We start from the raw sequence: 22309 nt of genomic DNA, 5'->3' as shown, positions 1-22309 counted from the left end.
AGTGTAGGTTTGAGTCAGCGTTGCGATCCTAACCGTTCGCGACAGCGGGACAAAGTCCTTGTGATCGGGGCAACTGAGAGTACTGGCGGAGGGTGGCCCCCTTCCACCCGTTGGCGCACTTGAATCGAGGAACAAGGATCGGCCTTCCTCTGAGTTGGGTGATCCCAAGGGGCACCACCAAGCGGCTACAACATCCCATCTCAAGCTTCCGGGAGAAAGTGGGGAATACTGGCAGTTGAGGGTTTTGCGGTGGGTCGGCTTTGGTTTGGCTAGTTGGCCTCAGCTTGTTTGGTAGCGCTTTTTGCCTCTTCTGGGGACAGTTGTTGGTGGGCAAGTTGCTGCTGCCGCTGTGGGGGGGATCCCCCCTGGTGTGGAATACCTGCCTGGCCTTTTTTCAGGCCACCCTGCTTTTGGGCTACCTGTGGGCAGATCGGCTGGGGCGCGGCCTCAATCCCAGGATGGGGGTGCTGATCCACGGGATCTTGCTGCTGGCCGGTCTGAGGCTTTTGCCCTTTCAATTGGGGATCCCCGGCCAACCGAAAGAAGTGTGGCCCCCTCTCGCTCTGTTGGCAAACTTGACTTTGGGAGCTGGAGTGCCGCTGTTTCTCCTGTCGGCGACGACGCCGTTGCTGCAACGGGGGTTGGCAGCAAGAGGGGGCGCGGAACAACAGGGGATCCCGGATCCCTACTTTCTCTATGTGGCCAGCAATGCCGGCAGCTTGGGCGGGCTGCTGGGGTACCCGCTGGTGTTGGAGCCCCGCCTGTCTTTGGCTGGGCAAACTCACCTGTGGACGGGATCCTACGCGCTGGTGGCAGCCCTGGTGCTGCTAAGCGGGGTGGGTCTGCTGCTCGGTCGCAACAGCGTTGCCGAGCAACAAGAACGCGGGGCAGATTCCCAGGGATCCGGCGCTGCTCCGGGGGATTTGACTGTTTCCTGGCGAGAGCGTTGGCGCTGGGCGGGTCTGGCTTTTTTGCCGGCGGGCCTGTTGGTGGCGGTCACCACCTTGTTGACCACCGACGTGGCGGCAGTGCCCCTGTTGTGGGCCATTCCTCTGGGGATCTATCTGCTGACACTCATGCTGGCTTTCGGGGGGATCCACCCCAATAAGGGGGTTTTGGGAACAACAGCTCTTCTGGCCTGCGGGGCGGTGGGGGTACAGGTCTTGGGCTGGGTGAGGCCCGGTTTTTTGCTTCTGCCGCTGCATCTGATCACCTTTGGGCTGGTGAGCTGGGGCTGCCACAGCCGGTTAGCTTGCCGTCGCCCGCCGGTGAAGCAGTTGACGCAGTTTTACCTGTGGCTGGCTTTGGGGGGGAGTTTGGGGGGAATGTTCTCTGCCCTCTTGGCACCGCAGGTGTTCGAGACGGTGCTGGAATATCCCCTGTTGCTGGGGATGTCGCTGGCCGTGCTGGGGGCGCAGGGGGGGCGGGTGGGCCTGTGGCTGGGGCTGGGGCTGCTCCTGCCTTTGCTGCTGTTGCACTTTCAGCCGCAGGCGTTGCTGCAGGTGGGCGCTGGGGTGGGTTTGGCGTTGGGCTGGGCGGTGCTGGCGCTGTTGGTGTCAGGGGAGAGCCGTTCACAGCAGCAGAGCGGAGCCCCTGGCTGGCAGGCCAAGGTCGGTTGGGTGGGAGCAATGGCGGGGTTGGTTGTGCTGCTGGGGCAACCCTGGCTGCAGCCGGGACTGCAGGTGATCCACAGCGAGCGCAGCGCCTTCGGCCTCAACCGGATCGTGGAATACCAAACTGAGCAGGGATCCTTTCGTGGCCTTCTGCACGGCACCACTCTACACGGCAGCCAAAACTTGGATCCGGAAAAAGCGCTGGAGCCGCTGACCTATTTTTCTCGGTCTGGGCCGGTTGGGCAGGTGTTTGCGGCGTTCAGAGCCCAGACTGTGGATCCCACGCCCGCCATTGCGGTGTTGGGGCTGGGGATCGGCACGTTGGCCGCCTATGCCGAGCCAGGGGATGAGTGGACGTTTTTCGAGTTGGATCCCACCGTGGCCGATTGGGCGAGCCGCTATTTTTCCTATCTCCGGTGGGCCCAGACGCGGGCGCGGGTGCAGGTCATCCTCGGTGATGCCCGGCTCAGCCTCAAGGGGATCCCAGAGGGCAGCTATGACCTGATGGTGATGGACGCCTTCAGCTCTGACGCAGTGCCGGTGCATTTGCTCACGCAAGAGGCTTTGGCCCTCTACCTCAGCAAGCTCAAGCCCCAGGGCTGGCTGCTCTTCAACATCACCAACCGCCACCTCGACTTGGCCCCGCTGTTGGCCGGCCTGGCCGGATCCCTGCAGCTTCACGCTTGGCACCAAGACCACCGGGATCTCTCCCCTGAGCAACGCCAGGCGGGGCTGGCCCCTTCCCACTGGGTGCTGTTATCGCCGCGCGACGCTTCGACGACCGCCTCAGCAGGGCAGAGCCCTTTGGCCCAAAACTCTGGAGTCCTGCAGGAACTGGATCCCTGGCAGCCCCTTTTGCCCCAGGCCGGGGATCCCGTCTGGCGGGATGATTTTTCCAACCTGCTGCAGGTGATCCGCTGGCCTTGGATCCCTTTGCTAAAGGGTATCCAGATCCCCAGTTTTGGATAGGAATCCGGCTGTTATCGCTATGCAACGCTTCGGCGAATGCATTAGGGTTGGGGAGGAGAAAAGTTAAAGAAATCTTTACAACTCGAAGTTGGTATGAGTTATGATTGTTTGCAACGTAACTGATGTCTGCTCGGGAGTCCGGCCCATGTCTCCTCTGCAAGCCCTCACTGGCAATCCTCAAACCACCATGGCTGAAACCTCTGCGGCTCGTTTCGTGGCAATCGGGGGCAGCTTGCGGCCCAATTCCCTGACGTACCAGGCGCTGGAGGTGGCGCGGCGCGAGTTTGAGAAGTTGGGGATCCCGTTGCACATCCTCGATCTGCGGCAGATGAAGTTGCCCTTTGTGGATGGCTCGGAGTCCTATGCGGATTATCCCGATGTGGCAGTCCTACGAGCAACCATGAAGCGGGCGGATGGGATCATCCTAGCCAGCCCGGAGTACCACGGCGGCATCAGCGGCAGCCTGAAAAATGCACTGGATCTGTTGAGTTTTGAGCAACTGGAGGGTAAGGTCTTTGGGTTAATCAGCGTTTTGGGCGGCGAGAGCAACAGCAATACCCTGAACCAGATGCGCTTGATTGTGCGTTGGGTGCATGGCTGGGTGATCCCAGAGCAAATCGCCATCGGTCGGGCTTGGAACGCTTTTGACGAGCAAGGCAATCTCAAAGACGAGAAGCTACAACAGCGCTTTCAACACTTTGTCCAGAGCTTGGTGACCCATACTCACAAGCTGCGCGGGATCCCAGTTGTGAAGCCTTCCCACAATTAACCCCAAATTAATTACTTAATCACTTACCAAAAAACTGGGTCTAAAGCCCCGCGCTTTAGGGCGGCTGTGTGCTATGCTGCCCGCAGCGGCAGGGTAATCAACCGCTCTATTCGCGTAAGCGGGCCGTAGGCCTTAAGCCCAACAGTCTCACGACTGGATGCAACCTCAATAGGTTTTTTAGTTGTTGTTCGCAACGGCACCTAAGGGCATAAGGATTCTGTCCCGCTGGCGCGAGAGGAAACCGCCCTGCGCTTGCATCAGTGGCGCGTAGCGCTTGGGGGAACGCCTGGGGAGATGAGCACCGCTGTTGTGGAGGGGCAACCCAACACGGCAAGTTGTCGCAGAACCAGGAACCGGAATCCCCTGCCTTTAGGCGGGGGAGCATGTCAAAGACTTCGGCTGCCCCTATTGCTACCCAGCCTTTCATCTGGGGGCTATAGTTGTTTCAAACAGCAACAAGTCCGGGCTCGCTTCTCCTCGCTTTTTTGTGTCAGTGTTGCCCAGTAACAAGGAAGCAGGGAGACGAGAAGGCTCATAACAGAGACGAGCTGAAGTCTGGCTGATACGGCATTGGCTTGCAGAGGAACCTGCGGAATAGATCCACACAGGTATGGTTCAGTCTGTTCCCCCTTATTCTTCGGATAGAGCTGGGTCAATATCTCCCCTGGTGGCCCTGCAAGCGACATTGCAACAGATGCGAGAGCAAACGGATGCCAATGGGCTGATTCAGCTCACCCTCGACTATGTCGGGGCGGTGTTTGGGGCGCCGCTGGTCTGGCTGGCCTTTTACGATTATCAAAATCACCAGTTGGTGGGTCAGGGGGGAGTGACCCTTCTTGAGGATCAAACCCTACTGCGGGCGGTGCATCCTCTACAGCCGGGGGAGATCCTGGAGCAGGTGGTGATCGAGCAGCGACCGATCAGCCTGCCCGACCTCTCTCAGGAACCGCGCATGGGCATTTGGCAGCGGGAGGCCAGGCGACTGGGCGGGATCCAGGGCTGTTTCATTTATCCCTTCTCGGCCTACGGCCCGCTGTCGCGAACGGCAGTAGGACGGCGGCGCTGCTTGGGGATTCTGATGCTGGGATCCCAAATGTGGGGGGTTACCACCCGTGAGGACGAAAAGGCTCTCCTGGGGATTTTGCTGGGGCAGTTGGCAGCCTCTCTGCAGGAGTTGGAAAACGCTTGGCAGCAGCAGACCGAAAAGCGCCTTGAGGATCCACTCCTGAGGTTGGGAACGGCGATGCGCCAGGCGGGATCCCTGCAGGAACGGGTCAGCTGGGTGAAGCAAGAGCTACAGTCTTTCCTGGGCGCCGTCCACATTCAGGTGTATTGGCACGAGCGCAGCCAGGGGCAGTTCGTCCCCCATGGAAGCGCCCCCAAAGCTGTTGGCAACAGCGGGGGGACGGAGTCCTCTCAGCCCCCTGTTCCCAAAGGGGCTAAAGTCGGAGCAGGGCCAACAGGGGAGGTCAGCCTTTCGCTGCGGGAATTGGGGGACATGTACTACACCCTCGCCGATGGCCAGGTGGTGGTGGGCGGCACAGGGACGACTCGCTCTGAGGTTCCCCCCAAGCTGATGCAGCAGTTGCGGGCCCAGGCCGTTTTGGCGGCCCCGATTTTGCTGGAAAAGGATCTGCTGGGGTTCATCTGGGTGCAATCGGATGTGCCCCGTACCTGGCAAGCCGCTGAGCGACAGTTGGTAGCTGCTGCCGCCAATGGGTTGGCCTTGGCTGCCCCCCTAGAAAATCTGGATCGCCGCATTCGCCAGTTGGCCGATGACCAAGAGTTTGTGCAACAGGTGGGCCGCTCGCTTTACAACCCGGCGGAGCTGCAACAGGCTCTCCAGCAAGCCGTTGTCGGCCTGGCCCAGCGCCTGAAAGTCGGTGCAGTGGCCGTGTTGACGGTGGATCCCGACAGCCCCATCCCCCGCCTCTTCTACGAGTACCGCAGGGAAGGCAAGCAGACTTTGCCACAGCAGCTCAGCCCTCTGAGCGACCAGGACTGGCAGGATCTCATGCGCAGCGAGGTGGTCGTGGCAGAAAACTACGACCAAGATCTGCGCCTGCTCTCTTGGCGGCAGGAACTGGCAGGGGTTCGTTCCTTGATGCTGACCCACACCGGGGTCGGCGGTACCGCCACCACACCTGTGGAAGGGCTGCTCTTGGTGTTGCATCCCCAGCTACGGACCTGGAGCCGGGAAGAGCGGCAACTGCTGCGGGGGATCGCCCAACAGGTGGGGGTGATCCTGCGGCAAATTCGGTCAGAACAACGCCGGCAACGACAAGAGCAATTGCTCAAGGGCCTGATCGCCACTTGTTCAACCTTGCCAAACTTGGCCACCTTGTCAGATCTGTACACCACCACCGTCCGACAGACGGCCCAATTGCTGGGGATCCCTCTGGCGCTGGTGGTCAGTTGGCAGCCGGGGGAAAGCCGGGCTCAGCTCCAGGGGCCTTTTACTACCGCTGCCGGGACGGAGACCGGCTCCACCGAGATCGACCTGCAAGATCCCCTACTGGCCTACGCGCTGCAGTCGGCAGAACCTCTGCCGCTCACCCAGGAGCAGATCCCCCCTGCCAGCCGCACTTGGCTCAGTCGCGTCAGCGGTGCGGAGCACTTTGCTGCCGGCCTGGGATCCTGGCTGCTGGTGGCGCTGGGGGAGACAAACTCCTCGCAGGCGGGAGCTTTGGGAGTTTTGATCTTGGGGGCAGAAGCGGGCAAGGTTTGGGATCCCGACGAGCGGGCGGCTGTGATGCTGATCGCCCAGACCTGCGGCTGGACGCTGCGGCGCTTGCTCTGGATGCAAACTTTGCAAGAGCGGCAGGAGGTGCTCAGGGAGTTGAACTGGTACAAGCACCGCCGCCTGCTGGATATGCAGAATGCCCTTCTGGACAGCCTGCACCGCCTGGGTCAGGTGCCGGAGATCCCCGGAGACGAAGCCACCCGCTGGCAAAAGGTGGTGGAGATCGGCAGAGGGCTGCGGGATCTGACCGTCTCCACAAGGCCGTTGTTGCAGTCGGAAACTTGGCAGGTGCAGCCGCAGTCGCGGTCGGTGCCCTTGGCAACCTTGGTGCGCAAAAGCCTACGCCGAGTGGAGGCCCTGACCCAAAAACGCAAGTTATGGCCGCGGGCCCATGGGGACATGAGCCTTACCATCCAGGGGGATCCCGAACGACTGGAGATGGTGCTCTGGGAGGTGTTGACAGCCGCTATTTTGCGCAGCCCGGAAGAGGGGCGGCTGGATCTGTGGAGCCAAGCCAGCGTTCGCGACAGCGGTGCGGAGCCCTTTGGCTATGCAGAGCTGCTGGTGGTGGATCAGGGCAGCTTCGACCCTCACCTGATGGCCGCCCTTCAGTTGGATCCGAACCAGGTGATCTACGCGGATCCTCTGCTCAAGTCGCCTCTATCGGTAAGTCCTGGTCTGGAACTCAGCCTGTGTCAACGGGTGGTGCAGCGGATGGGGGGCCAGCTCTCCTTTTACCTCTCTTCCGATGGGCGTTGTGTCTCTCGGCTGCTCCTGCCGATGGGCAGCGACGAGCCCCATCCCCCTGGGTAGGAAAAAGCTGTGTTGCCGGTCACCTTAGGGGGACAAGGTTCTGAGCAGCCAAAACAGGGGCAGTAGAGCCAGTAGGCCGCGATCCAGCCGCCGCAGTTGTAGGCGGTGCCAGCGCAGGGGATGGTCTGGGCCGGTCAGCCCACGGGCCTGCATCGCCATAGCCGTCTGTTCGGCACGCAGGAGCAAGTTTTCAAAAAAGCGCTCCACCAAGGCCAGCAGGGTTTGCATCCCGCCCCGGAAACTCAGGGATCCCCAGCGCACATCCCGAGTTCGCACCGCCCGCGTCAAGTTTTGCACCTCTTCCATCACCAGAGGCAGAAAGCGTAGCGCCAAGGTGAGGGTGAGAATTACTTCGGCAATCGGCCATCTCCAACGCTTGAGAGGCTGCAACCATTGGCCGATCCCCTCGGCAATTTCTTCGGGGGCCGTGGTCAACAGAAACAAATGGGTAGCGTAGAGCAACGTAAAAATGAGGGTGCCCAGCCGCAGCGCCACCGATAGAGAACGGCGGGAGACCTGAAAGGTTCGTCCCAATAGGGAAAACTGAACCAGGCGGTAGCGATAAGAAGTTTGCCAGGCACGGGTTTGCGCCCGCCAGGCACGGTCTGGGGATCCCTGTTCTACAGCCAAAAAGGAATCCCTCCCGCTGTCGCGAACAGAGCGCTCGGCACCGCTAACGGGAATCAGCCCATAGCCTACCACCTGCATATCCTGCCGTTGCGGCTGCGGGAAAACCCCCAACCCATCGGGGGCCAAGCTGGTGATTCCAAAGGTGAGCAGGCTCAGGGCCAGCACCAGGGAGAGTTGGCCTGACCAAACCCGGCGCGGCAGACGGGCCGCCACAGTTAGCAGCAGAAGAGCCACCACCACAGCCAAGCGCCAACCATTGCCGGCCAGAATGGGGCTGAGGAGAAAGCTAAGCAGCCAGGCCAGCTTGACTCGCGGATCCAGGCAATGTAGCCAGGTGCGAGGCTCTTCCAGATAAATCCCCAGCGGGGCATTGCGCAGAATATCCACAACAGTTGAGAAGGAAGCAGACTATACCCCTTAAAAGGGCGGGACCGAGAACTCCGTCCCCGTAGCGCGGTCGCAGCAGCGTTGCGGAGCAATAACAGCTGGCAGCAAGGGAGAGCTAGAGCCGTTCCACCAGACGGGTGGAGCCCGACTGGGCGGCGACCCATCCCCCCAGAGCCCCATCTCGCTCGATGCGCAGCCAGACGGGCACTTGTCCCTCACCGGCCTGCACCTCCACCACCCGCAGCAGGGCTTGGCGTGGGGCTGTCCCGACAATGGCTCCCGTCAGGCTGGGTTGCTGGCGAATGTTGATGCCATCGTTGGAGACCACCCGCACCTGTTGTACTCCTTGCCACTCCGCCAGAGGGCCGGTTAGCTCAGGCGGGGGAGTGAGTTCCGTCTGGCCGGGATTGTTGTTCGCGGAGGCGTCGCGTAGCGATATGTCAACCGGCGGCTGCTCAATTTGCACCTGGGGTTGCTCCAGCGGTGGTGCCGGCGGCGGCGTGAAGAGGCCCCGCAACATTTGCCAGATGACCAGCAGGGAGAGAATGCCCACACCAACTACCCCGGCCACTCGCGTCAGCGGTGCGAAGCCCACGGCGGGAAGGGCAGGACGCTTACGGGATCCCAAGCGGCTGCGGCGGTAACGTTCCACTTCCTGCATTCCGCTCACGCCAGCTCCCTCCCGCTGAGGGGAACGGTCTTGGGCGCGTTCGCGCCAGCGGTGCGGAGCACTAGAACTCTCATCGGCAAGAGAAGAGACGCCTGCTTTGGGGGTGCTGCGGTAAGAGGGCAAATCCGAGAGGCGCGGGGGTTCTGGCACCCCCTGTTGCCAAGGGGCGGGTGGGCGATACAATTCCTGGGTTGGCTCAGGACCCACCACGGCAGGCAAATGAGGTGGGGGATGGGGGACTTGTTCGCGACAGCGGTGCGGAGCACTGGGAGAGAGCATCCCTGCCGGCGGGTCTTCGCGGCTGGGCATTTCGTCCAGGTAAGCTTGTACTTGGGGGTTGTCGAAGTAGGCTTGCAACGTCACTTGGGCGGCTTCCAGACCGCGGAACTCCGGGAACACCTCCTCCTGAAACCATTTTTCTGTGAAGCGGCACAGACCCGGCAGATGGTCGGGAGAACCGGCGGAGTGTTCTTCGATAAACTGCAAGGCCTCTACTTCTTGGGTGGAGCGCAGATGGGCGAGCGCGTCTTCGGTCTGCCCCAGCAACAGACTACAGATGGCCTGCTCCAGATGCACATCCTGCCGCTGCGCCAGACGAGCCAGGTAGCCGCGAGCACGCCGCACCAGAGCCGGGCGGTTTTCCAGATAACCTGCCGCCAGCAACACCTGCACGGCCAAGTAGGCGGCCACCATCGAGGGACGCTCAGCCTCCCGCTCGAACAGCTCTTGCTGTTCTTTGAGGGTGAGGTGGCGACGTACCCGTTGGATAAAGCGCAGGAAATCTTCGGTGCTGAGGCCAGAGCCATCTTGCCCCATCCCCTCGATGCCGCCCCGTTCGTCCAGCATGGCTTTGAGGAGAGCCAGTCCCTGCTGTCGCTCCCCGTTCCCATCAGCGGTGTGTCTTCCAGCTTGGGCGGGAACACTTTGGCTGAGGAGTTGCAAAATGCGATAGGGACGCAGCTTGCCCAAATCGATACGGATCTCCGCTTGCATCTGCGGAAAGGCCTGATACTCCTCCAGCTCCGCCAAGCCCGCCTGTAAAGAACGCGCCGCCTCTTCGTAGGATCCCTGTTGCCAGGCTTCTCGACCCAGTTCCAGACGAGCGATGGCCCGCGCCAAAATGGCATCGGAACGAGCAGGGTGGCCCTGCTCCAACAGGTGTTGAGCCAAGTCCAACGCAGCCTGGTACTCTCCGGCTTCGCAATACAAGCACAGCACTCCCGGTAGGTGCGCCTCCTCCACCGTCAAGGTGGGATCCGTTGGCATGAGGTGTTCGTCGTAGTTTCGTCGTGCCTCAGGGTTCAGCAGCACAGAAGCCGCCTCTTGGATCATCTGGGCGCGAGCTTCCACAGCCTGTGGCGAGAACCCCGACAGCCAGGAGCGCTCGCCCGGCTTGAGATCGATCCGCTCCCGATATGCCTGTTCAATCTGATGCTCATCTGCCCGTGCCGACAGCATCAAAACCCGATAATAGTCGAGGGGCACCCGCACCGTCATGGTTTTTGTCCGCGCTCTCCTGTTCGTGCCAGCGGGACGGAGTCCTTGGACAACTTACCCGCATCGACTTAACTGTAGTCCTTTTCGTGGGTAAAAGGGATCCCCCCTCGGGAATCGCTGCTCCGCCCCTACCAGTTCCAGCTACCCGGCTCTCCTTTGAAAGGGCCTACGACCTTTGAGGTGATCCAACCGCCGTAGAAATCTCCGGGTTGAGGCCGGACTCGTTCTCCACCTACCCGGCACTCCTGCACACGGCCTGGATAAAAGGCAAGGTAGTCGCGGATGGGCAAAAACGCCGGGCTGGGATCCGGATAGCTCCAGGCGGCATCTACGGCTGTTTGGGATCCGACCTGAACTGTCCAGTAGCAGGCAGCCCCTTTGAACTCACAGAAAGAGGTGCGAGAGCTGGGGCGGAGATACTGCAGTCGAACGTCGGTGGGGGGAATGTAGTAGGTGGGCGGGTGGCTGGTTTCCAGGACGCGGTAGCAACGGCGGCTTTGGGCAATGAGCTCGCCATTGAAGAGAACTTCCACCAGTTCTGTGGTGGGCTCCAGACGAGGTGGGCGCGGATAGTCCCAGACAGATTCTTGTCCTGGATGGGGAGAAATCGGTTGGGGAGACATGGGTCAATATCTTCAATATCTAAAGCAGACGGGTGGCCTCTACCAGTTTGGCGTACTGGATCAGCAGCAAAGACTGTTGCTCCGGCAGCGGCTGAATAACCCCCTGCTGCTGCAGACGGCTCAGTACCGCCAGGGCTGTCTCCCGGCTAACTTGGCTGATATCGGCCAAATCCTGGGGGGGAGGGTAGACAATGCGCATCCCCTGGGCGGTCTTCTCGCCAAAAGCTTCCGCCAGTTGCACCAGCGTATGCACCACTCGCAGCGGGGGGCTCTGCTGGTCAAGATCCGCCTGCAAGTTGGCCAGGCGCAGGCGACGGGAGAGGCTGCAGGCCAGCTGGTAACACAGTTGCGGCTCCCGCAACATCAGCGCTTTGAAGGTTGCCGCCGGGATCCCGGCCACCCGCAGCGGGGTTAGGGCCAGCACATCTCGCGAGCGGGGAGCTTCGTCCAGTACCGCCATTTCCCCCACCCAAGCGCCCGGCCCCAGCAAGGCAAGGGTTTTGGTGCTGTCTTGCGCCCGCAAAGCCCGCCGCACCTTAGCCCAGCCGGCGAGGATCAGATAAACTACGCTGCCCCAGGCATCTTGCATGAAGAGGGCCTGTCCCGCCGGGATATCCCGCAGCTTGACCTGGGATCCCAGCCATTGCAAGGACGTTGCCGAAAGTTCGGCCAACATGGGTACCGCCTTGAGCTCGGAGAGGACGGCAACAGGAGCATCGGAAGCCATGGCGGGTCGGACGTTTCACCATACCGCAAGCCCACTGTAGCCCAGTTACCAACTCAAGAGCTATCCTGCAATCCACCACCCCGCCATGTGCGCCAAGATCTAGTGAGGAGGTGGTCTTGCTGTGGAGTCTTGCCGGTATGGCCCTCAGAGCCTCTAGAGCTACCCTGCGGTTGAGGGTGGGGGGAACCCAAACTCTGCCATTTCGTCTGGGCAACAGAGGTTCTGTCTGGGAGGGGATCCCTCCGCTGTTGTTGTTAGAACTTATGGATGCCTATGGATGCTGCCCTCAGCGACATCAGTGGCCAGCGCTGGTCCGTCTTGGTGAAGAACGTGCCTGTGCGGCCCGAAAAGCTCGCTGATGTGGATCTGGTGCTGATCTGTCAGCAGGGATCCCAGCCCCATCGGGAGGCTTTTGCCGAGTTGATGCGTCGCCATCAGGCCCATGTGGACAAGGTGCTCTATCATCTTGCCCCGGACTGGCAGGACCGGCATGACTTGGCCCAGGAAGTTTGGATCCGGGCCTACCACCACCTGAAACGCCTACAGGAGCCGGCAAAATTTCGCAGCTGGCTGGGGCGGATCGCCACCAACCTGTTTTACGACGAGCTGCGCAAGCGCAAACGACAGCAGCAGCCCCTTTCTCTGGATGCGCCGATTCAGATGCGGGATAGCGAGATGGAATGGGAGCTGCCCAGCGAGAGCCCCAGTCCCCATGAGCACCTCGCCACCTGCGAGTTCTACGAGCGATTGCACCAAGCCGTCCGCGACTTGCCGCAGGCCTTTCGCCAGACAATCCTGCTGCGGGAAATTCAGGGAATGGCTTATGAGGAAATTGCCGAGATCACAGGGGTGTCTTTGGGCACTGTTAAGTCTCGCATTGCCCGCGCCCGCGCCCGCCTACAATCCACCCTAAAACCCTACCTTAATGGTGAATGACCATGGTTCGCGGCAACCCCAACCCCGACCCCAGGGATCCCCAGCAAGAGCTGCCGGTGGTGGATGAGCGCTTTGAACAGTTGAGCGCCTACCTGGACGGGGAATTGTCGTCCCAGGAAGCGCGGCAGGTGGAAGATTGGCTGGCCAGCGATCCTCAGGCGCGGCAACTGTACAGCCAACTGGCAGCTCTGCAGGCCGGTTTGGCCAATCTCAAGGCCCCAACCTTGAACTCCACCCAGACGGAGCTGTTGATTAGCCGTGTGTTCGCTGAGCTGGATCGGCGGCCAATGCTCGACCTGGGCTGGCGGCAACGTAAGGGCACCCCTTGGGGACGGGTGGCAGCGGCTGTAGTGGCCTTGGCAGGGGCGGGCTGGGCGGGATGGCGTTGGTCTCATCCCCAGCCTTTGGTATCGCTGGAAGATCCGCCGGTGCGCGTGGCCATCGTGCCTGCCTCTGCTCGTGTTGCCCAACGCTATCTTTTCGAGGCAGGGCAAAAACAAGATGCCTACTCGATTTTGTTTGAGGCAATGCCCGACCGTGGATCTCGCTCCGCCAACGGGACCGGAGCCGTTCGCATCAATGGGACGGAGTCCTTGGTGGGCTGGGAATGACCTGAGCAGGCTTGAGAAAGACTGAGGAGCGCAGGGTGGAAAAAGCAGTTCGCTGGGCTTGTGGGCTAGGAGTCTGCCTTTGGCTATGCAGTCTGGGATCCCTGTCGGCCCAGGCAGATCCCAGCAGTAGCCATCTGGCAACGCCGTCCGCGCCGGCGGGACGGAGTCCGAAGCAGTTGCACTCCTCTCCCAGTGGACAGGAGCCTGCCCCCCAGCCCACAAACCTGCCTTCACCCGGATCCCGTCTCACCCCTGCCCCCGATCAAAACCAATGGACCCCTCCCAAGACGGAGCTATCGCCCTTTCCGGATTTCCCCCTCCTCAAGGAGTTGGATCCGTCCCCGCCAAGCTTGGCCGACCTGGGCATCCATTGGGATCGCTTGGCCCTGCTGCCGGATCCCGAGCTGGCAGAGGAAATGGATGTGGAGTTCAGCCGCCGTCTAGCCCGCCTAAACCGGCAAATTGCCAACCAACAAGAGCGCCTCTACCGCCTTTTGCAAACCTGGGACTCCGACGAGGCCGATATCCGCCAAATTCAGGCCCAACTGAGCCAGTTGCGGACAGAACGGGATCGCCTAGCTCTGGAACACCTGTTGATGCTGCGGCAGTTGCAAGAGAACTTCGCCCTACCTCTACCCGACCGCTCGGCTGCCAGCTCTCCCTGAGGAGTCCTTGGGTTCGGGTTATGATTGAGCAAGGGCAGACGCAACCCCCAACGGAGCTGAGCGATGGCCAAAGTGCCCAGCAACCCAGACATTGAGCAATTAGCTGCTGCCATTGGTAAAGAAGTTTACATCGATGTGGCCCGCTGGCATCTTTACCTGCGCGATGCCCACCTGCATACCCTTTTGGCGGAGCGACTGGCACCCCAGGTGATGGCAGGCAAGGTGGATGAGGACGCCGTCACAGAGATCTTGCAAGGGATCCCGGTGAAAGTGGGGGGTGGGCGCAAAGAATTGCCCCTGGCCGATCTCCTGCCGATGCAAAGCCTGCTTAACCTGCTGGACGTGCTGGAGGAGTTCAGCCGCAAATGGGCCCAATAGAGACCAATAGAGAGTAGAGCGGTGCATCACCAGTCTAAACCTATGCGGCCTGGCCCCTGGCTCAAGCTCGGCAGCCTTATTCCGCTGCTCTGGCTGTTGTCGGCCTGTCAGGGAACCGAGTGGGGAGAACGGCTGGAGCGCGCTGTACGCCCAGTAGGTCTGCCCACAGCCCAACCTGAGCTGCCGGCATCTCCCTCGCCTCAACCTTTGCCGGGATCCATCCCACCCTCTATCTCGATCCCCACTGCTCCCACCCCTTCCTCACCCCTGCCCAGCCCGGACAGCAGCCGCTTTACAGACTTGGAGCCCGGATCTCTGGTGGCCCGTTCGGTGGGATACCTAGATCGGTTGGGAGTTTTTGCCGATATCTCCAGCAGCGAATTTCAGCCGCAGCGCAGCGTTCGTCGCGGAGAATTTGCCCGTTGGCTGGTGCTGGCCAACAACGCCATCCACGCCGACGAGCCCAGTCGGCAGATCCGCCTGGGATCCCCCTCGGAACGCCCCCTCTTTTTGGATGTGCCGGAAGAGGATCCCAACTTTCGCTACATTCAAGCCCTGGGAGCTGCCGGCATAATTGCCGGAGATGCCAATCGAGAGTTTCGCCCCAACAGCCTGCTGTCCCGGGCGGAGTTAATCCGCATGAAGGTGCCCCTGGACTTACCTCCCGGCCAGATCAAGGGATCCCGAGCGGAGCTGGAGGAGCGCTGGGGGTTCACCGATGCGGCGCAAATTCCTCCTGAGGTTGTTCCTGCTCTAGTAGCGGATCGCAGTCTGGAGAATGCCTCCACCGTGCTGCGCACCTTTGGCCCCATCCGCACCTTCAACCCCTTCGAGCCGGTTAGCCGCGGGGAAGCCGCCATCGCCCTGTCGGCTTTTGGGGAACGAACGGCCCAAGACGCCATACCCCAGCCGCCAGCCTTGCCAGACCCAACCCCTGAGCCTCAGCCTTCTCCCCCTGCCGCAGAACCGCAACAAACGGCCTCTCCTGAGCCGGATCCCACCCCTGCCTCTCCCTCGGATGCTGCTGATGAGCCCCCTGGGCAGACCCGACCCAACCCCCCGGAAGTCGCCCCAGGAGAGGGTAGGATCGTCACGCCGGGTAAGCCCTAACCCTGAAGTGAGCGAGGGTCCCATCGGCGTATACTGTCCAGGTTTTATCAGCAGATGGAACACCTCAGAGCTCCAGCAGGGATCCCTGCTACGGCTCTTACAAGGAGCAAAAGGAGCCATAACAATAAAAACTATCCCTAACTCCCTTCGGGAGAGGGGCTGTACAGCGCAGAGGACTTCCGCCCCCATTCCCCAGGCGGCTCTAGCTCTTGCCAGTCCCCTGAGCGCCCCTCTGCCGGGGAAAACCCTTGCCGCCCATAGCCTATAGAATGGGGGAAGCCAGCCTTGGAAAACCTGCAGGGATCTCAACTGTGTCCGCCATTGTTCCTGAAATCCGTTCTGCCGATCTGCTGCGCTACACCGTGATTGGGTCGCGGCGGCCCAGCGTGTACTTTTGGGCGGTGGCGCTGACGGGGGGAGGGCTGGGCTTTACCTTGGCCGGCCTTTCCAGCTATCTCCACCGCAATTTGCTCCCCTTTTCCGATCCCGCCAGCCTGGTGTTTATTCCCCAGGGCATTGCCATGCTCTTTTACGGGGTGCTCGGATCCCTGGCGGGGCTATACCAGTGGCTGAGTTTGTATTGGAACTTGGGAGGCGGCTACAACGAGTTCGACCGGCGCACGCAAAAGATAACGCTGGTGCGTCAGGGCTTTCCGGGCAAAAACCGTGAAGTCCGCCTGGAGTATGACTTTGCCGATGTGCAAAGCTTACGGGTGGAGCTGAGAGAGGGGCTTAACCCCCGCCGAGCCATCTACTTGCGGGTGAAAGGACGTGGCGACATCCCCCTCACCGGCGTTGGGCAGCCGCCTTCTTTGGCCGAGATTGAAAACCAAGCCGCCGAGATTGCCCGCTTTCTTAATGTCAGCCTAGAGGGTATTTGATCCCTTCTCCAAGATCCCCGTTGCTCTAACCACACCCTACCAGTCGACCTAAGCGAGAGGAAGTCCTGTGATCGTGCGACGGTAAGGTCATTGAGAAGGGGCTGGAACGGCGAAGTCAAATAGAGTTAATGCGGCGAAGCAGCATACTTTTGCTTCTATCTTACAGTAGATTTGACTTGCGACTAGTCAAAAAGCAAACCCAATGACAGCACAGGTACAACTTGAACTACAACTTGAACAAAGTATCCACGAGGTAGCGAAGCCGAGCAAGCCAGAATTGGTATGGAAGTCCAGTGATGGATTGTCCTGCCTGTACCATGGTGATAGTTTGGAACTCATGGCTTCGCTGCCTGCTGAGAGTGTGGACTGTATTTGGACTGATCCCCCGTATAACCTTTCAAATGACGGGATTACCTGTGTTGCTGGGCGCATGGTTAAGGTGAATAAAGGCGAATGGGATCGTAGCAAAGGTGTTGAGCTAGATCATGAGTTTAATAAAGCTTGGTTGGCTGCTTGCTATCGCTTACTTAAGCCCACAGGTACCATATGGGTCACAGGTACTTTGCACGTTTATCCATCTGTTGGATTTGCTATGCAGCAGCTTGGGTTTCGGATTATCAATGACATTATTTGGGAAAAACCATCTCCACCTCCGAATTTAGGGTGCCGCTGCTTTACTCATTCAACAGAACTAATTCTTTGGGCGACTAAGGCATGTAAAGGAAAGGAGCGTTACACTTTTAATTATGAGCAAATGAAGGCTGAAAATGGCGGTAGACAGATGAAAAATATCTGGCGAATTCCTCCTCCAGGTAAAGCCGAGAAGGTTTATGGAAAGCACCCAACTCAAAAGCCGGTTGCTCTAGTTTCCCGATGCCTTCGCGCTAGTACTAACCCTGGCGACTTGGTTTTCGATCCGTTTGCGGGTTCCTCCACGACTGGAGTTGCCGCTTTGTTATTGGGTCGGAGGTTTATTGGTTGTGAAGCAGATGCACGCTATGTTGAACTATCAATTAGACGATTGAGCAACCTTGTTTGACTAAGTTGCCACCTGCATTGAAGCAAGACTGTCTATGGAAAGGGCAGAGGCGGTTAGCAGGCTCACTACGTTGGTAGGTCAGGATCTACGGCAGCTAGCAGACCAACTTAACGTCACGGTTTGGAGCAAAGACAATAAGAAAAACAAAGGCTGGGCTGGTCATACGATTGAGCGTTACTTAGGCTTGGCTCTCAACTCATCTCGATCACCCAACTTTGGGAGCTGGGAACTAAAGCTAGTCCCATTAGTAGTTCGAGTAGTTCGAGGATCAAGGGTACTTCGGGTAAAAGAAACAATGGCAATCACTATGATAGATCCTGTGGAAGTTGAAAGTAGAGAGTTTGAAGAAAGTCACCTCTTCAACAAATTACAGAGAATCGTTGTCGTAGCACGTATATTCGAGAGCCAAGCAGATGAGCGTTCTATTGTTCACTCAGTAGCTTCCTTCGATCTTAATGACCCCGAAATTTACGATCAGGTGAAAGCAGACTACAACCTTGTTCGAGAAACAATAAGAACCAAAGGATTTTCAAGTCTTAGTGGCAAGATGGGAAAACTTGTGCAGCCAAGAACGAAGGGACAAGGTCATGGAAGTACCTCTCGGGCATTCTATGCTCGCAAAGAGTTCGTCGCGCACATCTTGGGATTGAGAGAGGACTGATCGATTACCTTGCCCGCTCCACCTTTCTGGATAATTTTATGCTAGTTGCGGCCTGTGTATCCAAAGACAGCTCCTCGCCTATACCTCGACAAGTAACCTGAGTTTCCCAACACCATACTCAGCACTGTGCATGGAACACTCCCTGAGGCCGAAGTGCAGAGAGATCAAGCTGCTTGATCCAGGGCTGATGAGGCAACTTTTTAGAGGGATGCCAAGCACTAAAGCTGTGGTCTCGAACGCTGCACAACACTTTGTCAACTTTGTGAAGACGAGGTGGGGAGAACCCCAAAAACTAGCCTTCGCCAGCTTGAGGAGAGGAACCCAGGGATCCCTCGACTGCCACCTGAAGTCTTGCCGACTCTGGAAGGAAGGCTTGTGCGGCTGGGAACCCCAAGAACGGGCTTTGCTCTACCGCCTGGATGGAGAGGGTAAAGAGGGGATTGGAGAGGATCCCGGCAAAGATGGTGGCCACCAAAGTGAACACCAGGCCCACCCGCAGAGCCTGCATGCCTTCCGCCTGCCAGTTGGTCCCAGGGTAATTTTGCACTGAAACCGACATCTCTTGCGGCTCTTTCACCACGATGGTTTTCACCACCCGCACGTAGTAGTAGATGGAGATGACGCTGGTGACCAACCCCACCAACACTAGGGTATAGGCCCCTGCCTGCCAACCGGCCCAGAACAGGTACAACTTGCCGAAGAAGCCTGCCAGAGGGGGCAACCCACCCAACGAAAGCAGACAAATGCTCAAGCAAAGGGTGAGGAAGGGATCCTTTTGGTAGAGGCCGCTGTACTCGCTAATTTCATCGGTGCCGGTCTTCAGGCTGAACAGGGTGATGCACAAAAAGGCCCCCAGGTTCATGGCCAAATAGACCATCAAGTAAAAGATCAAGCTGGCATAGCCTGCCTCGGTGCCCGCCACCAAGCCGATCAAAACGAAGCCCGCCTGTCCAATGGAAGAATAGGCCAGCAGCCGTTTGAGGCGGGTTTGGGCAATGGCCACCACATTCCCTAGCACCATGGTCAAAATGGCCAGCACCGAGAGCACCGCCCGCCACTCTTCCGTCATGGCCGGAAATACGGTGGCCAGAAAGCGCACCGCCAAGGCAAAGCCTGCTGCTTTGGATCCCACCGACAAAAAGGCCACCACCGGAGTTGGGGATCCCTCGTAGACGTCAGGAGTCCACTGGTGAAAGGGCACTGCCGCCAACTTAAACCCGATACCACCAATGCAGAGCACCAAAGCGATGATCCCTGCCAAGCCGGCATCCCCCATAGAGGAGGCGATGGCTTCCAGCTTCGTTTGCCCACCCGAAAGGCCGTAGAGCAGCGACATGCCGTAGAGAAAAATGGCTGTGCTGCTGGCCCCGATCAAGAGATATTTCAGGGCTGCCTCCGAAGAACGGGGATCCCGCTTGGTATAGCCGGCCATCAGGTAGCTGGCGATGCCCAGCGTTTCTAAAGATACAAACACTAGGATCAAGTCCGTCGCCCCGGAGAGGAACATGCCCCCCAAGGTGGCCGTGAGCAGCAACACATAAAACTCGCCTGTGGGCGCTCCGGACTGAGAGATGTAGCGCTCCGCCATCATCACGGTCAGTATCGCCGTCCCCACCACCAGGCCACGGAAGAGAATGCTGACGGGATCCGCCGCAAAGCTGCCCAAGAAGCTCTCCAACTGGGGCTGCTGCCATTGCAACACCAAGGTCACCAAGGCCCCGATCAAGCCAAAGATGGAGAGGGCCGGAAGACTTTTGCGCGCCGCCGAACCACCGACCAAATCCACCACCAAGACGAGCAAGAGGGTGAGGGTAACCACCACTTCTGGCCAAATGGCACCGGCATACAGGTTTCCGGTTGGGGCAAAGACATCCATAGGGGAAGACATGAAGACAGATGAAGGGGATCCACAGCCAGCATACCGCGATTTCCGGTCTCTCTTTCCGCTTCCGGCATCTCTTCTCCCAATCGTCTCCATCAGCACTCTCAATCCACGGGCTCAGTAGAGCTTGGCGCTGGAGGTGAGCACCAGCTTCAGGCGGGCGTGGATCAGATCCAAGTCCGCCAGCCCCAGGTCGATCTCCCCATCGATGACGATGCCGGTGTGGATCAGCCGATCCAACAGTTCCAGCACGGATCCCTCGCGGTGGGGTTGTCCGGGGTAGTAGTCCCCCTGGCGGGGCAGGAGGGTGCCCAGATCTCCGAGCTCCAGGTTCAAATCCGCTGGGTCGATCTCCAACAGGCTGCAGATTTGTCGAATTTGCTCCCGCAAGGCTTGTAGGCTGCTGCCGGCCCGCTCAATCTGCTCTGCAGAAAGGCGCTCGGCCTCCATTTGCCGCACCACCTGCGCCTCCATCAACTGCCGCAACAGCTCCACCAAGGTCAGCACCAGAGAGGCCAAACCGGCTTCCGGGCGTTTCCGGCCAGGGGTGGGCCGAGCCTGGCTCAAGTCTTCCGAGCTGGCGGGACTGATAGAAAAGCGCGGCGGGGGAGAAGAGGCAATCCAACGGTCAAAGGGCTGGCAAAGCTGTTCCAGGCTGAGCAAATGGAGACGGGGATCCCGAGCGGCCTCTTCCCTTTCCTCCGGCAGGTTGTAGCCCCAGTCGGCCAAAAACAAGAGAACCTGCTCCAGCTCCGGCACCGTCTGCACCTGGCGCAGCGTCTGCAGGCGATCCTCCACAAACCACAGCTCCTCAGCCGGCAGTTGGGCGGCAGCCAGTAGCCGCTGTAAAGTGGTGGCCTTGGGGGCGCGCACCTCCTTACCCAGAATGCGGTGGCGCGGCAGTTGGATCCCTTCTCGGCCCAAGAGCTGCTGGATAAACCGCCCCTCTTTGGTGCTGAGGATGGCCAAGCGCGGCTCCCCTGCAGCCTGAACCTGGCGTAGCCAAGCCGCCACCCCCGGATAAAAGCGGTGTAGCCCCAGCCACCCCTGCAGATCCTCTGCAATCCAGCGATCCCGAACGCCATCCAGCACTTGGGCCAAACCTAGCTCGGAGACCCCCACCTGCTGCAACAACCGCTGCCGCCAGCTGGGCCAGTCTTGGCGCAAGTCTTCCTCCCGGATCCCTTGCTGCAGCCCCCACAACAACAGAGGCATCTCCCAGCCGGTCTCGATCAGCGGGCGCAGACGGTCAAAAGCAGGACGCAGCGGCTCTAGCTGAGCAGGAGCCAGGCCCCACACCTGAGCACAAACGCGGCAGGAAGAGGCAAAATACTCCGCCCGCCCATCGCAGAGCACACCATCAAAATCCAGAACCAGAATGCGGGGGGACATTCGCCGGGGCCTAGCGAACTCCATACCTGAGTCCCCCTGGGGGCAAGTTGCAAAAATGGGGCCAGAGGCCAAGTTAATTTAACCAAACTGTTCCACCGGAGTGGCCCAACCTAATTGGATTCCGAGATGCGAACCGACTTGATCTCCACCGGTTTCAGGGGGCGATCCTGAGGGCCGGTGGGCGCAGTTGCAATTTTATCCAACACATCCTCTCCCTCGATCAATTGCCCGAAGATCGTGTAGTTGGGCGGCAGCGGGTAGTCGGCATGCATGATGAAGAACTGGCTGCCATTGGTGTTGGGGCCGGCGTTGGCCATGGCCAAAGTGCCACGGCTGTAGGGACGTTGCACCGGCTCATCGGGAAAGCGGTACCCCGGCCCACCCCGCCCCGTGCCCGTGGGATCCCCGCCCTGGATCATGAAGCCGCGGATCACGCGGTGAAAGATGACGCCATCGTAAAAGTGATCGTTGGCCAGAAAGACGAAATTGTTGACGGCCAGGGGAGCTTCCTGAGGAAACAGCTCCAGAACCATTGTGCCGGCGGTGGTCTCCATCGTGGCCGTGTAGGACTTGGCCGGGTCGATCACCATCGGGGGGGGATTGTTGTAGGTTTTCACGGGTTTGCCCAATTGTTGTGCCAGGAGCAAATCGCGAGAAGAATGCGGGCGGGCCAAGACAGGGAGAGCACTCAGCCCCACCCAAAGCACCACCATCAGCACAGCTAACTTCACCAGGCTGGCCAACTTAGATCGCGCACGCACAATTCTTGCAGGAAAGCTCCATCCCCATCGTACCAGGATTCTGTCCTAGCCTAATTTTCCCCGGACTTGGATGGAGGCTTGGCCCGCCGCACCAGCCAATAACTTACCGAGAGGGCCAACGTCGCTGCCCCCAACCCGATGAGATCTAACCCCCCCAGCTTCTCGAAATCGAAAATGATGATCTTGCGGGCCACCGCAATCAAAGAGGTGACGATCACCAGCTCCACCTGCACCACCTGCTTTTGCAAGTAGGCGGTAATGTTCTCCAGAATTTCCAGCGCAATCAGAATATTTAAAAAGAAGCCGAAGATCTCGATTAAAGTGGTGGAGAAAAACCCAGTTGGCTCGGTCAACAAATCTGCCACCAAGAACCGGGCCAAGTCCACCACTGCTACTACAATTAGCCCGATCATCAAAATTGACAGTAGCTTCGAGATCAGGCTTTCCAGGCGGGTGATGGCCCGCAAAAAGGGATCCTCCTCTTCTGTCTCGTGGGGATTGTGCAACAGCCACTTGAGAAACCGCATCACCAACCCCGACAGATCCAAACCC

The 22309-nt window shown here is 59.5% G+C and carries 19 protein-coding genes; 11 read left to right on the top strand and 8 right to left on the bottom strand.

Going from position 1 to position 22309, the window contains the following annotated elements:
- Nucleotides 1-260 precede the first annotated feature (260 nt).
- The 3 genes from ACVWXF_RS05135 to ACVWXF_RS05125 all read left to right on the top strand — a co-directional run bounded on the left by ACVWXF_RS05135 (nt 261) and on the right by ACVWXF_RS05125 (nt 6907).
- Nucleotides 261-2582 (top strand): spermidine synthase, encoded by a 2322-nt coding sequence (locus ACVWXF_RS05135; RefSeq protein WP_457473823.1) that lies wholly within the window; start codon nt 261-263, stop codon nt 2580-2582.
- 187 nt (nt 2583-2769) lie between these two features.
- A complete protein-coding gene (locus ACVWXF_RS05130) occupies nt 2770-3351 on the top strand; it encodes an NADPH-dependent FMN reductase (RefSeq protein WP_457473833.1) in 582 nt (193 codons plus the stop codon).
- Between the two features lie 610 nt (nt 3352-3961).
- Nucleotides 3962-6907: a GAF domain-containing protein gene (locus tag ACVWXF_RS05125; RefSeq protein ID WP_457473822.1), complete on the top strand. Its 2946-nt coding sequence runs from the start codon at nt 3962-3964 to the stop codon at nt 6905-6907.
- A 24-nt stretch (nt 6908-6931) separates the two neighbouring features.
- Here ACVWXF_RS05125 and ACVWXF_RS05120 read toward each other — a convergent pair whose 3' ends face one another.
- The 4 genes from ACVWXF_RS05120 to ACVWXF_RS05105 all read right to left on the bottom strand — a co-directional run bounded on the left by ACVWXF_RS05120 (nt 6932) and on the right by ACVWXF_RS05105 (nt 11441).
- Entirely contained in the window at nt 6932-7924 is a 993-nt protein-coding gene (locus ACVWXF_RS05120; RefSeq protein WP_457473821.1) for an energy-coupling factor transporter transmembrane component T family protein, read from the bottom strand.
- 115 nt (nt 7925-8039) lie between these two features.
- A complete protein-coding gene (locus ACVWXF_RS05115) occupies nt 8040-10091 on the bottom strand; it encodes an SH3 domain-containing protein (RefSeq protein ID WP_457473820.1) in 2052 nt (683 codons plus the stop codon).
- A 128-nt stretch (nt 10092-10219) separates the two neighbouring features.
- Entirely contained in the window at nt 10220-10714 is a 495-nt protein-coding gene (locus ACVWXF_RS05110; protein WP_011433071.1) for a DUF427 domain-containing protein, read from the bottom strand.
- Between the two features lie 19 nt (nt 10715-10733).
- Complete coding sequence (locus ACVWXF_RS05105; RefSeq protein ID WP_457473819.1) at nt 10734-11441, bottom strand: Crp/Fnr family transcriptional regulator; 708 nt, start codon at nt 11439-11441, stop codon at nt 10734-10736.
- Nucleotides 11442-11714: 273 nt separating this feature from the next.
- On the opposite strand from ACVWXF_RS05105, the gene ACVWXF_RS05100 reads away from it, so the two are divergent.
- The 8 genes from ACVWXF_RS05100 to ACVWXF_RS05065 all read left to right on the top strand — a co-directional run bounded on the left by ACVWXF_RS05100 (nt 11715) and on the right by ACVWXF_RS05065 (nt 17722).
- Nucleotides 11715-12377 (top strand): sigma-70 family RNA polymerase sigma factor, encoded by a 663-nt coding sequence (locus tag ACVWXF_RS05100; RefSeq protein ID WP_457473818.1) that lies wholly within the window; start codon nt 11715-11717, stop codon nt 12375-12377.
- Between the two features lie 2 nt (nt 12378-12379).
- Nucleotides 12380-12988, top strand: a complete 609-nt coding sequence (locus ACVWXF_RS05095; protein WP_457466012.1) for an anti-sigma factor family protein — start codon at nt 12380-12382, stop codon at nt 12986-12988.
- A 35-nt stretch (nt 12989-13023) separates the two neighbouring features.
- Nucleotides 13024-13653 carry a hypothetical protein gene (locus ACVWXF_RS05090; RefSeq protein ID WP_457473817.1) on the top strand — a complete coding sequence of 210 codons (630 nt, stop codon included), beginning with the start codon at nt 13024-13026 and terminating at the stop codon, nt 13651-13653.
- A gap of 63 nt (nt 13654-13716) precedes the next feature.
- Nucleotides 13717-14031 carry a DUF3181 family protein gene (locus ACVWXF_RS05085; protein ID WP_011433076.1) on the top strand — a complete coding sequence of 105 codons (315 nt, stop codon included), beginning with the start codon at nt 13717-13719 and terminating at the stop codon, nt 14029-14031.
- A gap of 42 nt (nt 14032-14073) precedes the next feature.
- The gene (locus ACVWXF_RS05080; protein WP_457473816.1) at nt 14074-15141 is read left to right on the top strand and encodes an S-layer homology domain-containing protein; all 1068 of its coding nucleotides are present in this window, start codon (nt 14074-14076) and stop codon (nt 15139-15141) included.
- A gap of 311 nt (nt 15142-15452) precedes the next feature.
- Nucleotides 15453-16022, top strand: a complete 570-nt coding sequence (locus tag ACVWXF_RS05075; RefSeq protein ID WP_414357899.1) for a photosystem I assembly protein Ycf4 — start codon at nt 15453-15455, stop codon at nt 16020-16022.
- Nucleotides 16023-16224: 202 nt separating this feature from the next.
- Nucleotides 16225-17061, top strand: a complete 837-nt coding sequence (locus ACVWXF_RS05070) for a DNA-methyltransferase (RefSeq protein ID WP_414521978.1) — start codon at nt 16225-16227, stop codon at nt 17059-17061.
- 70 nt (nt 17062-17131) lie between these two features.
- On the top strand, nt 17132-17722 hold the full coding sequence (locus ACVWXF_RS05065; protein WP_414521979.1) for an MvaI/BcnI family restriction endonuclease: 591 nt from the start codon (nt 17132-17134) through the stop codon (nt 17720-17722).
- 292 nt (nt 17723-18014) lie between these two features.
- Here ACVWXF_RS05065 and ACVWXF_RS05060 read toward each other — a convergent pair whose 3' ends face one another.
- The 4 genes from ACVWXF_RS05060 to ACVWXF_RS05045 form a co-directional block, all read right to left on the bottom strand.
- Nucleotides 18015-19598, bottom strand: coding sequence for an NAD(P)H-quinone oxidoreductase subunit N (locus tag ACVWXF_RS05060; protein ID WP_457473832.1), 1584 nt, complete (start codon nt 19596-19598; stop codon nt 18015-18017).
- Nucleotides 19599-19721: 123 nt separating this feature from the next.
- Nucleotides 19722-20996 (bottom strand): gas vesicle protein GvpJ, encoded by a 1275-nt coding sequence (gvpJ, locus tag ACVWXF_RS05055; protein ID WP_457473815.1) that lies wholly within the window; start codon nt 20994-20996, stop codon nt 19722-19724.
- 110 nt (nt 20997-21106) lie between these two features.
- On the bottom strand, nt 21107-21586 hold the full coding sequence (locus ACVWXF_RS05050) for a peptidylprolyl isomerase (protein ID WP_457473831.1): 480 nt from the start codon (nt 21584-21586) through the stop codon (nt 21107-21109).
- A gap of 221 nt (nt 21587-21807) precedes the next feature.
- Complete coding sequence (locus ACVWXF_RS05045; RefSeq protein ID WP_457473814.1) at nt 21808-22284, bottom strand: phosphate-starvation-inducible PsiE family protein; 477 nt, start codon at nt 22282-22284, stop codon at nt 21808-21810.
- Nucleotides 22285-22309: the final 25 nt, after the last annotated feature.

The organism is Thermostichus sp. MS-CIW-40 (genome assembly GCF_054058315.1).
Note: the sequence above shows the minus strand (reverse complement) of the source record. Positions and strands in the feature narration are given on the sequence as shown.